General features: G+C 43.2%; 9 protein-coding genes. 2 read left to right on the forward strand and 7 right to left on the reverse strand.

Annotated features, from left to right (window positions below; translation table 11 throughout):
- Positions 1-239: 239 nt before the first annotated feature.
- From ORH16_RS08445 to ORH16_RS08455, 3 genes are read right to left on the reverse strand one after another with little or no spacing between them, the layout of a single operon-like run.
- On the reverse strand, positions 240-1,115 hold the full coding sequence (locus ORH16_RS08445) for a carbohydrate ABC transporter permease (RefSeq protein WP_265457976.1): 876 nt from the start codon (positions 1,113-1,115) through the stop codon (positions 240-242).
- 8 nt (positions 1,116-1,123) lie between these two features.
- Positions 1,124-2,386 carry an extracellular solute-binding protein gene (locus ORH16_RS08450; protein WP_265457978.1) on the reverse strand — a complete coding sequence of 421 codons (1,263 nt, stop codon included), beginning with the start codon at positions 2,384-2,386 and terminating at the stop codon, positions 1,124-1,126.
- 14 nt (positions 2,387-2,400) lie between these two features.
- Positions 2,401-4,596, reverse strand: a complete 2,196-nt coding sequence (locus tag ORH16_RS08455) for an alpha-galactosidase (RefSeq protein ID WP_265457980.1) — start codon at positions 4,594-4,596, stop codon at positions 2,401-2,403.
- Positions 4,597-4,768: 172 nt separating this feature from the next.
- On the opposite strand from ORH16_RS08455, the gene ORH16_RS08460 reads away from it, so the two are divergent.
- The gene (locus ORH16_RS08460) at positions 4,769-5,593 is read left to right on the forward strand and encodes an AraC family transcriptional regulator (protein ID WP_265457982.1); all 825 of its coding nucleotides are present in this window, start codon (positions 4,769-4,771) and stop codon (positions 5,591-5,593) included.
- Positions 5,594-5,729: 136 nt separating this feature from the next.
- On the opposite strand, the gene scrK is transcribed toward ORH16_RS08460, so the two are convergent.
- Complete coding sequence (scrK, locus tag ORH16_RS08465) at positions 5,730-6,599, reverse strand: fructokinase ScrK (RefSeq protein ID WP_265457984.1); 870 nt, start codon at positions 6,597-6,599, stop codon at positions 5,730-5,732.
- A gap of 26 nt (positions 6,600-6,625) precedes the next feature.
- Positions 6,626-7,435, reverse strand: a complete 810-nt coding sequence (locus ORH16_RS08470; RefSeq protein WP_265457986.1) for a helix-turn-helix domain-containing protein — start codon at positions 7,433-7,435, stop codon at positions 6,626-6,628.
- A gap of 81 nt (positions 7,436-7,516) precedes the next feature.
- Between ORH16_RS08470 and ORH16_RS08475 the strand changes: the two genes are divergently transcribed.
- Positions 7,517-9,697, forward strand: coding sequence for an alpha-galactosidase (locus ORH16_RS08475; protein ID WP_265457988.1), 2,181 nt, complete (start codon positions 7,517-7,519; stop codon positions 9,695-9,697).
- Positions 9,698-9,821: 124 nt separating this feature from the next.
- On the opposite strand, the gene ORH16_RS08480 is transcribed toward ORH16_RS08475, so the two are convergent.
- Together ORH16_RS08480 and ORH16_RS08485 are read right to left on the reverse strand one after the other, a co-directional pair.
- A complete protein-coding gene (locus ORH16_RS08480; protein WP_265457990.1) occupies positions 9,822-11,438 on the reverse strand; it encodes a glycoside hydrolase family 13 protein in 1,617 nt (538 codons plus the stop codon).
- Positions 11,425-13,386, reverse strand: a complete 1,962-nt coding sequence (locus ORH16_RS08485) for a sucrose-specific PTS transporter subunit IIBC (protein WP_265457992.1) — start codon at positions 13,384-13,386, stop codon at positions 11,425-11,427. Before ORH16_RS08485 ends, ORH16_RS08480 begins: the two co-directional genes overlap by 14 nt.
- Positions 13,387-13,419 lie beyond the last annotated feature (33 nt).

A 13,419-nucleotide genomic window follows, 5' to 3' on the forward strand; every position in this document is an offset into this window, starting at 1 on the left:
TGAAATCCTACTTCGTGTTAAGGGAATAATTTTCTTGCAGAAAATTAGTTTGATTCTCATCCGTATATCATTCCGCTAAACAGTTTTGGTCAAGTTATCTTTAGCTAAGTGATTGTTTTACTAGCGAAGAGTAACTGCGAAAAGCGGAACTGAAATCCTACTTCGTATTAAAGGAATAATTTTCTTTCAGAAAATTAGTTTGATTCTCGTTCATCCGTTTATTTGTAACGGATAAGCTCTTACTCGATTTCAAATTTCTTCGACATTTTTAATTGCGCCATTGAAACGAGCCCGATGAGGATAAATAGGACTAGGGCGATGGCATTGGCATAACCAAATTGGTTATTTTTAAAGGCGTAGTTGTAGACTAAAAGACCTAAAGAGGTTGTGGCGTCGTTTGGTCCGCCGCCGGTTAAAGCAAAGATTTGGTCAAAGGCAGTCAGTCCGCCCTTTAAAGCCATAATGAAGACCATCGAAATACTTGGTAATAAATAGGTCAGTTCAATATTCCAAAAAATTTGTTTATCATTAGCCCCGTCAATTCGGCCAGCTTCAATGATTTCCTGGGGAATACTTTGAAAACCTGCAAGAAAGATGATGACGGGCATGGCAATTCCCTGCCAAAGTAAAACGAAGATAACTGCAAAGATAGCGCCCCAAGTGGTTCCTAAGAGGCCAGTTTGTAGAAATTCAATGCCAAGTGCGTTGCCGATTGTCGGCAAGCCATAGTTGAAAATTTGGCGGAAAACTAGCGAAACCACTACGCCAGATAGAACAGCGGGGAAAAAGAACCAAGCCCGAAAGAAGGTTTTTCCGCGGATGTTGGAGTTCAAGGCCCGGGCGATTAAAATCCCAAAGCCGATTTGGCCGGCAATCATGCAAACGGTGACAATTAAAGTGAAACCAATTGATTTAATGAACTTTGGATCTGAGAAGAGGATTTTATAATTATTCAACCCAACAAAATCAAAATTATAGGTTAAGCCGGTCCAGTTGGTAAGACTGTAAAAGGCTCCTTGCACCATTGGAAAGTAGAAGAAGACGATTTGCAGAATAATTGGAATTGCAACAAAGATGACGGCCCAATAACGGTTTAAAAACTCTTTTATTTTCATGAAACTCCCTACCTTCCATCTGCTTTCATCGGATTAAAGAAAGCGTTCAGTGCATCCACCATCATCTGCTGGTTGCCGTTGTGTAAATAATTTGTCGTCAAGGTGTAAAAATCATTTTCGCTGTTCCAGTCTTTGGCTAACCAAACCAAGTGGCGGTCAGTAAAGGCTAACTCAGTCAGGCCGCTTAATGGCGAGTCTTCGTCATTTTCCACTACGCCCTCAACGGCGACAGGTGAACCATCGACATCATAGTATTTTTGCATCGCTTCAGGAGTGGTCATATATTCAACAAAACGCTGAGCTTCTTCTTTATGCTCAGAAGTTGCGGAAATCGACATCGCCAAATCACCGGCGCCAATCGTCAAACTTTCGCCAGCTTCATCAGCCGGAAACGGGAAGGTAGCCACTTCAAAATCAGGATCTTGCGAATTAATCATCGGCATCGCCCAAGAACCATTTGGCATAATCAAAGCATCGCCCTTGGTGAAGGTCACGACGGTGTCATTGTAGCCGGCTCCCTGCCAATTATTTTGCAGAGCACCGGCTTCTCTTAATAAATCTAGACGATTGAAATCTCCCTGCATGTCTGGCTCATCGACACTGATGCCGTTGACTTCAGAAAAACGCCAAACATCATTGGCTTCTTCTTCACCGCCGGCCACTGTCGCTAGGGCCAGCTGATGATAACCATTTAAGGTCCAACCTTCAGACCCAGCTATTGCAAAGGGAACTTGGCCTTGAGCTTCAATATCAGCTACTAAATCTTGAAATTCCGCCCAAGTTTCAGGAGCTTCTAAGCCCATTTCATCAAAGGCAGTTTTATTGTAGTAAAAGCCATAAACATTAGCAGATAAAGGTACATTGTAGACTTCCCCATCTACAGCGAAACGTTGGGCATATTCATTTTTAATATTTTCCAAGTAAGGCTCATCCGTTAAATCTTCGAGATAGCCGGCTTTTGCCCATTCCTGCAATTCAATACTTTGCGGGTAGAGATTGATGACATCCGGCACGTCACCGGCCAACATGCGGGTTTTAATTACTTCGCCGGCATTGGGAACATCAATCACCTCAACGTGAATGTCAGGATTTTCGGCTTCAAAATCTTTAGCGATTTCTTGGATAGTTTGCGACATTTCTTTTTTCTGGTTAAAATATTCAATCGTCACTCGGCCGTCGCTGCTCATTTCCGAACTGCCGCAGGCGCTAAGGCCGACCACTGTTAAAGCTAAACCAGTGGTCAGAAGCCATTTATTTTTAGATAACTGCATTTTTTTCACTCCTATCAGTCAACAAGTTTAAAGCGATACAGCCAAGAAGAAAAATCCTCTGTCTGCTGCGGTAAATAAAAGCCGAGATTCATCAATTCATCGCCACCGTAAATCTCACCGTTCGCGGCTTGATAATTTTTCTGCGGATCTAAACCTGTTAGTTTCAACAGGCTAAAGGGTTCTTGCCCTTGATTTAGAATTTTAAAGGCCATCACCAGTACTTCTTTTTTATCTTGCGCGATAAACTGCCACACACATTCATTGCTGGTAAAAGGATTTTTTAAGCGGGCAAACTGACCGAATTGGACCGTTTGCCGAATGTCTTTATACAAGGAAACTTGTTCAGCGACAGCTTGTTTTTCGGCCTTTGTTAGTTTTGTTAAATCCAGCTCATACCCAAAAGTCGAACTCATGGCAGCATTCCCCCGAGTCTCTAAGGAAACCTTGCGACCGGTTTGATGATTTGGAATATCTGAAACATGAGAGGTGAAGGCAGACGGCGGATAAACTAAAGAAGTACCGTATTGAATTTTCAAACGCTCAACAGCGTCGGTATTATCACTTGTCCATGATTGCGGCATATAGTGTAAGATGCCGCTGTCGAAACGACCACCACCACCAGAACAGCCCTCCCAAAGAATATCGGGATACGTTGTAACTAAGTTTTCTAAAAGCTCATAGAGTCCTAAAATATAACGGTGGAAGGCCTCTCCTTGATTGCTTGGCGCCAATTGCTGAGAAAAGACTTCTGACAGGCTGCGGTTCATATCCCATTTAACATAATCAACATGGCCTTCATCAAAAATGGCCGATAGCTGATGAAAGACATTGTCCCGCACTTCTTTGCGACCTAGGTCCAACAAATGCTGGCTGCGACTCGGTGCCGGCGTGCGACCAGGATAAGCCATCAGATAATCTGGATGCTCACGATATAAATCGGAATCAATGGATATCATTTCCGGCTCCATCCACAGACCAAATTGCAAGCCTTTTTTATGGACGTAATCAGCAAAATGATTTAAACCCTTTGGAAATTTGCGTTTGTCTACAACCCAATCCCCTAAGGAACTGTTGTCGGCATCCCGCTGGCCATACCAGCCATCATCTAGGACAAACATTTCAATGCCAACCTCAGCGGCAGCATCGACAATCGGTAATAATTTTTCTTCGGTGAAATCAAAATAAGTGGCTTCCCAGTTATTCACCAAAATCGAGCGTTCAGCATTGCGGTACTTGCCTCGAGCTACCCGATTGGTCAATAAATCATGATAGGCTTGGCTCATTTTGTTTAAGCCTTGATCTGAATAAACCATCAGAACTTCCGGTGTTTGGAATGTTTCGCCAGCATTTAACTCCCAAGCAAAATCTTCCTCATTAATACCAGCTACTAAACGCAGCTGATCAATTTGGTCCCGCTCTATTTCAAAGCTGTGGTTGCCAGAATAAACTAGATTAAAGCCAAAGACCTCTCCTTGAAATTCATCGGCGGCGCCTTTTTCTAAGGCGATGAAATTATTCATGTGATGACTTGTTGAACCGCGGCGGCTACCGAATTTTTTAATGCCGTAGCCAATCGCTTCTTTTTGGACTTGGCGTTCTTTATTGTGGGCTCCCGGTAGAGAAATTACCGAAAATTCTTCGGCCGCAAAATCGAGTTGCAGAGAAGCCAATTTATTAATCACAGCTGAATGATTGCTTAAGTTTCTTAGCTGAGTCGAGCGGGCAATCACGGGGCGATCTTGATAAATGGTGTAATAGTTAGCCAATTCCAATTGGCTGACTTCATCAAATGAGGTGATGACCAAGGTTTCGGCTTCGCTGTCAGCTTCGACATAGGCTTGCGGTAAGCCAATCAAATTGGGCTTGCCGGGAAACATTTCAAAGCCGGTGAATTTGAAATTCAAAGCATAACTGCCATCGGCTTGAACAATTTTAGCAGCGGGGGTTCGATAATCCCCTTCGCCGGCCATGCTGTATTCCCTTAATAATGTGTCTTGAGAATAGCGGCGGTCCTCAACACCAGCCAAATTACCGGAGAAGCCGCGGTCAACCCGGGGATATTTTCTTTGACCGTGATAATTCTCAACGGCCTTGCCAAAATATAAATGGCTAACCAGATCAAAATCCTCAACTGCTAACAGGTAGCTGATCTGTTGGTTTTTTAAATGAAAGACCTGCTGCTCGCCGTCATAAGAAATTAAGTTTGTCATAGTTTCCCGTACTCCTTTAAAAAAATTATGTAGTGATTCAATTAATTTGAAAACGTTTACTGTTGGTGGATTTATCATAACAAGAATTTTTGTATAAAAACATGGTTAGGTGTGGGTAAAATATGTCATAATGTAATTAAGACATTTTGACATATTTTAGGGAGGAAAAGCGATGTTATACGAATACAAGAAAGTTAGCATTGAACATTTTGACTGTAATGTCCTCTTCTTTGGGCGGGAATTAACGCCAGCGGATTACGCCTATTCTGGCAATAATGCGCGGGATTATTATGTATTGCATTTTATTTTATCGGGGAAGGGCAGCTTTGCCAGTGCCGGCAATCGCATGACGCATTTAACGGCAGGGGATGTTTTTATTTTGCCGCGGGGGGTGCCGTGTTTTTATCAAGCGGACCATCAAGATCCATGGGAGTATAGTTGGATTGGTTTTTCCGGTAGCAGCGTTCGGGATATTTTGCTCCAGAGTCAATTAATGGAGCGGCATTATTTAAAAGGTGTTGCCAGCAGCCAGTTTGCCAAAGAATATCAAACGTTATATCAGAGTCTGCATCAGCCATTGAATTTGAGTCATCGTCTCTTAGTGCAAAGCGGGATTTTTCAGACCTTTCATCGGCTGATTCAGGAATACCCTTCGCAAAAAGGCCAGTCCAAAACCAGTTCCTACGAGCATTTTAATCAGGCGGTGCAGTTGATGAAGCATAATTTGGCAGACGGCTACAATGTCACCGATGTCGGTGCGGCACTGCATTTATCCCGCAGCTATCTTCATACTATTTTTAAAAAATTTGCCGAAAGCAGTCCACAGCAGTATTTATTAAATCTGCGGATGGAAACGGCTAAAGAATTTTTGAAGGACACCAATTATTCTCTGCAAAATGTCGCCAGTCTGGTAGGCTATAAAGACCAGTTTACATTTTCAAAAGCCTTTAAGCGGCTGGTGGGAAAATCACCGCAGGAATTTCGTTTAGAGAAATAGGCTGAGAAGAGTTTAATATATTTTTTTTTGCGACTAGCTTAAAAAAGAAAAAAGACAGTAAGTTCTTTTGAATCTCTTTGCAAAGGGTTAGCCCTTGCTGGAAATTCAAAAATAGCAACTTACTGCCTTTTTTAGTTTAAGAATGTAACTTGGCTTCTTTGGCTAGTGCTAAACAGCCTAAAGTGCCGGCATTGTCCTCTAGCTCTGGTGTAACAATATAGTCTGCCAACGGCGGAGTTTTAACATAGCCGTTGATTAATTTAGTGAAGGCTTGATGTACTTTTTCAACCATGTGGCGTTGTTTCATCACGCCACCGCCGAAAATAATTACATCTGGCGAAAGCATCAAGGTCGTATTATAGGCACATTGAGCAATGTAGTAAGCCTCCATCTCCCAGAAAGGGTCGGTCTCAGGAATATCTTGGCCTTTTTTACCATTGCGTTTTTCAACGGCCGGGCCCGCTGCCATTCCTTCTAAACAATTGCCGTGGAAAGGACAGCTGCCTTTGAAGCTATCATCTGGATGGGGCACGACCATCATGTGGCCCATTTCCGGATGGCTGAAGCCTTCGACAAATTGGCCGTTTTGCAATGCACCACCGCCAACGCCAGTCCCGATTGTATAATAAACTACGCTGGATAAGCCTTGACCTTTACCAAAAACATATTCGCCATAGGCTGCGGCATTCACATCAGTCGTCCAAGCAATCGGCAATGAAAAAGCTTTTTTCATGCTGCCGACAAAATCAAAATTTTGCCAGGGAATTTTTGGTGTGGATGTAATAAAACCATAAGTCGGTGAGTCCCGATGAATATCAATCGGGCCAAATGAGCCGATGCCGATGCCTTTTAATTCAGCGGCATATTTTTGGAAAAATGCAATCACCAAGCCCATTGTTTCTTCTGGGATGGTTGTGGGAAAACTCACTCTTTCTAAAATTTCTAATTCTTCATTGGCGACAGCGCAGACAAATTTAGTCCCGCCGGCTTCGATTGAACCGTACATGTACATTTCCTCCAGTTTATAAAAAATTAGTGATAGCCTTTGTTCAATTTATATTCCGTGGGGGTTAGCCCCAATTCGGCTTTAAATAATTTACCGAAGTAATTACCGTCGGAAAAACCGACCGCTTCGGCGAGTTCCTGTAAATTTTTCTTTTCACCTAATAGCTCCAAGGCTTTTAAAATACGAAACTTCCGCAGATAAGCCATCGGTGTGATGGTGTAGGCGGCCTCAAAAAGATGGATAATTTGATATTTAGACTTAGCAAAAAGCGCCGCCAAGTCATCCAAGCCAAAATCTTCTTGAAAGTGTTCCTCTAAATACTTTTTAATCTGCTCAGCTTCTGGAGAACGGGCTTGTTGCAGCCGTTCCAATTCTGCTAGTAAATCTAAAAAGAAATCAAACGCCAGCTTGGCATTCTCGTGTAAGCTCAAGTCTGTAATAGCTAAGCTGTCTACCAAGTTGAGCAACCTTTTTTGAAAGGCGGGGCTAGCCCCTTGACCAATTTGTGTGGGAGCTGGCAGCCATTGGCGAAAAATTGGCGCAAATTCCAGATAGGCAAATTGCCAATCCGTACCAGAATAGCTGAATTTTCCCGGGATAGCCGCAACAAAAAAATCGCCGGGCCGTTGGGGAATGTCCTTGCCGCCGCTGTTTAGCTGCCCTTCACCGGCGAGGGTCAATTGCAACACCACCAACTGGTCTTTGCGGGCAGTACCGTCCCAAAAATAATTAGCGTGGCCTTGACTGCGGCCTGCACCTTGGATGTAAGGTAAATTTTGGGGCGATAAATAATGAAATCGTTTGACGAACTGCTGCAATTTTTTACCCACCTCCACAATTATTTCTTCTTGCGGCCAACCAGTATCTTGCTTATCCTCATTATATAAATAGTATATACAAACTTGGAGGTAAAGAAAATGCCAATTTTCCATCAAGAGACAGGAAATTTTTTCCATCTGCAAAATCAGCAGCTGAGCTACGTAATTGGGGTGGAAAGAGAAAAATATCTGACCCACCGCTATTTCGGTTCTAGGCTGCCTAGTTATCATGGCAGCAATCATTTACAATTCATTGACCGAGGGTTTGCGACCAATCCTTTTCCTGAAGAGCGGGGTCTATCCCTCAATGCACTACCATTAGAAACCAGCACGCAGGGAAATGGCGACCACCGAATCGCCAATTATCAAATTCGTCTAGCGAACGGTACCAATGTGACCGACTTCAGCTATGCTAGTCATAAAATTTATCAAGGCAAGCAACCTCTAGCTGGTCTACCGGCTTTAAAAGGCGGCAAGACTGAGGTGACGACATTAGAAATTCAGCTCGTAGATGACATCAGCCAGTTGCAAATGACCTTGGTCTATAATTTATATGAAAAATTTCCGGTCCTTACCCGCAATGTTTTATTTGAAAACAACGGCAACCAAGCCGTTTTTCTAGAGAATGCCGGCTCGGTGCAGCTGGATTTTCCTAGAAATGATTTTGAGCTGATTACCTTGAACGGCTCCCACACAAATGAAGCCAATCTGCATCGGCAGGCGCTCCATCCCGGAATTCAAAAAATCGAAAGCAGTCGCGGCACCAGCAGCCCGCAGCATCAGCCCTTTATCGCTTTGGCGGATGCCTGCACAACAGAATTTTCTGGGGAAGTCTTTGGCTTTCATTTAGTTTATAGCGGCAATTTTGCAGCGCAGGTCGAAGTGGAGCAGTATGGCTCAAGCCGGCTGCAAATGGGGATTCAGCCGGAGACCTTTGAATGGCAATTGAATCCGCAGACTAGTTTTCAAACACCAGAAGTCGTTATAAATTATAGTCAAAAGGGCTTTAACGGAATGTCGCAAACCTTCCATCAAGTTTATCAAGAATATTTAGTGCCGCAAACTTTCGCCAAAGCGGAGCGACCGATTTTGTTAAATACGTGGGAGGCCAATTATTTTGACTTGGCGGAGGAAGAATTAATTCAACAGGCAAAAATTGCCAGTCAGCTGGGTATAGAATTATTTGTCTTAGATGATGGTTGGTTTGGTCAGCGCAATGATGACACCACTTCATTAGGTGATTGGCAGGTCAATGAAGATAAACTACCCCATGGCATCACGGGCTTAGCTGATGAGGTCCACAAATTAGGTCTGAAATTTGGACTTTGGTTTGAACCGGAAATGATTTCAAAAAATAGCGATTTGTTTGCCGCCCATCCTGATTGGGCGTTGCAGGTGCCTGACTATCCATTAACAGAAGGGCGTCAGCAGCTAGTCTTAGATTTAAGTCGATCTGAGGTTCAAGATTTTGTTATTGCGGCTTTGAGTCAGCATTTAGCCACTGGAGCCATCGACTATGTTAAATGGGATATGAACCGCCATTTAACTGAGGTGGGTAATCTCGTTTTACCTCCACAGCAGCAAAAAGAAATCAGTCATCGTTATGTGTTAGGTTTGTATCGGATTTTAGATAGCTTAATTCAACAGTTTCCACAAGTTTTGTTTGAAAATTGTTCTAGTGGTGGCGGTCGTTTTGATCCTGGCATGATGGCCTACATGCCGCAAACTTGGACCAGTGATAATTCTGATGCCATCTGTCGTACGAGCATACAATATGGGTACAGCTATTTATATCCACCGATTATGATGGGGGCCCATGTCTCTGATGTGCCGAATCATCAAGTAGGGCGGATAACACCGCTGGAAACACGGGGCTGGATTGCCATGAGTGGAAATTTTGGTTATGAGCTAGATATCAGTAAGCAAACGCCCACTGATTTAGAAAAAATTCAAGAGCAAATTGCCTTTTATAAAAAGCATCGTAAGCTGTTGCAATTTGGCGAGTTCTATCGTCTGTTGGCACCAACAGCTCAGCAATTTGCGACGGCTTGGCTCTTTAAAAATCAAAAAGAAGCTTTGTTGATTTATTCCAATGGCTTAGCGCAGCCGGCAGTTCCTGCAAATTATTTGAAATTGCATTATCTAGATGCCGAAGCGATGTACCGCAATGATGCAACTGGCGAAGTGGCTAGCGGTGCTGAATTCAATCAGGCGGGGATTCTAATTCCCCGCTTAAAAGAAGATTTTGCTGTGATGGCTTTACATTTTACTAAGGAATAAAAAATGGCTGTGACATTAGTCTTACGAACAGATGGATTCCCGAATGAGATTGCATTTGGTAGTGCGTACCAGATGTTCTTCGGGAAATCAGTTCTGTTTTAACTAATGTCACAGCCACTTATTTTTATAAAATTTTAAGGGCAAATGCTTCATAAGGTTGCAGCTGATTTGTCAGTTGCTCTTGATAATTTGTAATCAGCCAAGCTTTTATTTGTGGATTTTCAATGAATTGATAAGATTGAACCTCTTTTGAAAAGTTCACTACCACTAAAATTTTATCACTACCCAATTGTCGCTGATAAGCTAAGACTAGCGGATTATTGGTTTCAATAACTTGATAGTCACCGTCAATTATCGTTGTTTCTTTTTTTCTTAGCTCAATCAGGCGTTTGTAAGTATAGAACAATGAGTGTTTATCTGCTAAAGCAGCGTCAACATTGATTTCACTGGAATCTCCCACCGGCAGCCACGGTGTCCCTTGGCTAAAGCCAGCATTGGGACCGTCATTCCATTGCATCGGATGGCGGGCGTTGTCTCGGCCCTTGGCGTTAATCGAAGTGAGCATCTCTTCTTTTGAGTAGCCAGCGGCAGAACGTTCTGCATACATCCGTCGACTTTCAATATCGTCGACTTCAGCAATATCGGTAACTGGATAATTGATCATGCCGATTTCTTCCCCTTGATAAATATAGGGCGTGCCCTGCATAAAATGTAAATAAATTGCCAGCATTTTGCCGCTGAGCTCGCGATATTCTTGATCGTTGCCCCAACGGGAAATAATTCGGGGCAGGTCGTGATTATTCCAAAACAAAGAATTCCAACCTTTACCGGCTAATTCAGTCTGCCATTTTGAAAAGACTGCATGCAATTCTTGAGGCTCTAAAGCTTTTAAATCCCATTTTCTTTGGCCGGCCTGTTTATCTAAGTTAATGTGTTCAAATTGGAAAACCATCGACAGCTCTTCCCGCTGCTCATCGGAATACAATTGGGCGATTTCGGGAGTCGCCCCCCAAGTTTCGCCAACCGTGACAACATCATAATTCCCAAAGGTTGCTTGATTCATTTCCTGTAATAATTCGTGTAGTTTTGGTCCATTTTTAGTAATCAATTGATCTGGTTCTTTGCCAATTAAATCAATCACATCGAGACGGAAGCCGCCAATGCCTTTTGCTAGCCAAAAATTCATCATCTGATAAATCGCCTGACGCATTTTGGGATTTTCCCAATTTAAATCCGGTTGTTTTTTTGAATGCAAATGCAAGTAATATTCATCCAGAGCTGGCACATAAGACCAAGCTGAGCCACCGAAATTTGACAGCAATTCATTTGGCACTTGACCGTCAATACCTTTGCGCCAGACATAAAAATCATGATATGGATTTTCTGGTCCGGCCAGCGCAGCTTGAAACCAAGGATGTTCATCAGAGGTGTGATTCACAACTAAATCCATAATGATTTTTATATTTTTTTCCTGAGCTTTTGCTATCAGCTCATCCATGTCCTGCATGCTGCCGTATTCTGAGCCGATTTTTTGATAGTCGCTGATATCGTAGCCGTTATCATCATTTGGCGAGGCATAAACAGGACTCAGCCAAAGTGCTTCGACTCCCAAAAAGGCTAGATAATCTAGCCTTTGGGTAATGCCTGGCAAGTCACCGATGCCGTCGTTATTCGTATCTTGGAAACTGCGGGGGTAAATTTGATAAAAGACGGCATTTTTCCACCAATTAGTCTTCTTCATAGGCTGCACTCACTGCTAAAATATTTTCACCGGCGGCTACTGAGGTTTTATCCAAGACCTCAACGTCGCCATAGGCCATCGAATTTGTAATAATCATCATCACGGTGTCATCATAGCCCGCCGCTTGAATTTCTTTTGAATTAAAGGTACCCAAGACATCGCCTTTTTTCACTAGGTCCCCTTGTTTTTTAGCGCTAGTAAAATGCGCCCCGTTTAAATTCACGGTGTCGATGCCAATGTGAATTAAAATTTCGGCGCCGGTATCCGTTTCGATGCCATAAGCGTGTTTAGAATCATAAGCCACGGTCAACTGTCCATCCGCTGGTGCGTAGATGGTATTGTCAGTTGGTTTGATGGCAACACCTTTGCCCATCATTTCGGTTGAGAAAACCGGATCATTGACATCTTTTAATGAAACAACACTCCCACTGACTGCTGCAGCAATCGTTTCATCCTGCGGCAAAATTTCTTTATTTTGCGGAGTTTCATTGACAGCTAAAGCCGTTGGATTTTCAACATCGACTGCAACGGGTTCATTCATTTTATTGCGGCCGTAGATAAAGGTGAAACCAAAGCCTAAGACTAAACTAATTGCAATTCCCATCATAAAGAAGGGAATGGAAGAAGCAGAAATTGAAATGAAACCAATAACGCTAGCAGGTCCCATGGCTACTGAAAGTACATGGAAGAAGCCGATAAAGGCGCTGGAAATTCCAGCAGCAATCATCCCGCAGATAAACGGGAATTTTAATTTTAAATTGACTCCGAAAATGGCTGGTTCGGTAATTCCTAAAAGGGCCGAAATACTTGCAGAAGAGGCCAAGCTTTTTTGCTTTTCATTTTTAGTTAAGAGGAAGACAGCTAGAGCTGCGCCACCTTGGGCCACGTTTGCCATCGAAGCGACCGGGAAAATAAAGGAGCCGCCGGTACGAGCTACGTCTGCCAGTAAAGTTGTTTCAATTGCTGGGAAGCTTTGGTGCAGACCGGTGATGACAATCGGTGAATAGAAGAGACCGAACACACCGAGACCAAGAGCGCCAGTTGTTTCATATAACCAAACTAAAGCGTCAGTTAAACCATCAGAGACCGTTCGCATAACTGGTCCTACAACGATAAAAGTTAAAAAGCCGGTGATGATTAAAGCCAACATTGGCGTAAAGGTAAAATCAAAAGCAGCTGGGATTTTTTTGTGGAAGAATTTCTCTAACGTTGCCAAAATCCACGCCACTGCTAAGACGGGTAAAACGGAACCTTGGTAGCCTGCTTGGGCTACGTTTAAACCAAAAATATCCCAATAAGGCATGCTGCCATCGACAATTGCATTGGCGACGCCATAACCGTTAACTAAATCCGGCATGACCATCACCATACCCATGGCTGCACCGAGATAAGGGTTACCACCAAAGCGGCGTGTTGCCGAGAAGCCGACTAAAATCGGCAGAAAGGCAAAGGGGGCAGAGGCCATCAAATTAATAATGCCGGCAATATCAGCCAGAGCGGGAACCATTTCAACGACGGATTGCGGGCCAAATAGATTTTGAGCAGTTAGCACATTATTGATAGCCATCAATAAACCGCCTGCAACTAAGGCTGGCACGATTGGTACGAAAATATCCGATAAGACTTTAATCAAAGCCATTGCTGGATTTAATTTTTTCTGATTAGCTGCCACCGCTTTCAAATCGTCGGTAGAAGCTTCGCCAACGCCGGTTAATTGAATAAATTCTTTATAGACATGGTTGACATCCCCGGGGCCAATGATAATTTGATACTGGCCGTTGGCTAAAAAGGTTCCCTTGACATCATCGTTATTGTCTAGAGCCTGTTGGTCAATTTTATCCGTATCCTTTAAGACTAAGCGCAATCGTGTGGCACAATGAGCTGCTGCCTGTACATTATATTCCCCAAGAGCTGCGACAATCTCTTCAGCGACTTTTTTATAATTCATTTTATTTCCCCCTTAAACTGTAATCGCTTTTAT

It is taken from the genome of Enterococcus sp. HY326 (assembly GCF_026157065.1).
GTDB lineage: Bacteria > Bacillota > Bacilli > Lactobacillales > Enterococcaceae > HY326.

Coding starts and splice junctions, on each gene's coding strand:
- ORH16_RS08445 (WP_265457976.1), bottom strand. CDS start 1,115: ATGAAAATAAAAGAGTTTTTAAACCGTTATTGGGCCGTCATCTTTGTT.
- ORH16_RS08450 (WP_265457978.1), bottom strand. CDS start 2,386: ATGCAGTTATCTAAAAATAAATGGCTTCTGACCACTGGTTTAGCTTTA.
- ORH16_RS08455 (WP_265457980.1), bottom strand. CDS start 4,596: ATGACAAACTTAATTTCTTATGACGGCGAGCAGCAGGTCTTTCATTTA.
- ORH16_RS08460 (WP_265457982.1), top strand. CDS start 4,769: ATGTTATACGAATACAAGAAAGTTAGCATTGAACATTTTGACTGTAAT.
- scrK (WP_265457984.1), bottom strand. CDS start 6,599: ATGTACGGTTCAATCGAAGCCGGCGGGACTAAATTTGTCTGCGCTGTC.
- ORH16_RS08475 (WP_265457988.1), top strand. CDS start 7,517: ATGCCAATTTTCCATCAAGAGACAGGAAATTTTTTCCATCTGCAAAAT.
- ORH16_RS08480 (WP_265457990.1), bottom strand. CDS start 11,438: ATGAAGAAGACTAATTGGTGGAAAAATGCCGTCTTTTATCAAATTTAC.
- ORH16_RS08485 (WP_265457992.1), bottom strand. CDS start 13,386: ATGAATTATAAAAAAGTCGCTGAAGAGATTGTCGCAGCTCTTGGGGAA.